Source organism: Alkalihalophilus lindianensis (assembly GCF_032843265.1).
Lineage (GTDB): Bacteria > Bacillota > Bacilli > Bacillales > Bacillaceae_D > Alkalihalophilus > Alkalihalophilus lindianensis.
Map to the genome: position 1 here is coordinate 1 of NZ_JAWJBA010000187.1, position 289 is coordinate 289.

A 289-nucleotide genomic window follows, 5' to 3' on the forward strand; every position below is an offset into this window, starting at 1 on the left:
TGGATTGGCAATGGCACTTACTGTAAATACGGAAAATATGGGAATCGCTATTACCCAAATCATCGCTCTAGGTGGTGCGATGCTAAGCGGGTTATGGATTCCATTCGAAATGATGCCGAACTTTATGCAAACAATTGGCCGCTTCCTTCCTCAGTATTGGGCACATCAGTCTTTTCAGGATGCTATGGCAGGGACGACTCAAGTTTCTGACCTACTCCAAACATTGGGGATATTATTTGCATTTGGATTGGTTGCCTTTATTATCGCGATCATCCGCTACTCATATTTT

At 43.3% G+C, this 289-nt stretch carries 1 protein-coding gene; it reads left to right on the forward strand.

All coding sequences use genetic code 11. The features are described 5' to 3' along the window. Positions 1–289, forward strand: a 289-nt coding sequence (locus RYX56_RS21860) for an ABC transporter permease (RefSeq protein ID WP_317124052.1), incomplete at both ends; no start/stop codon positions are given.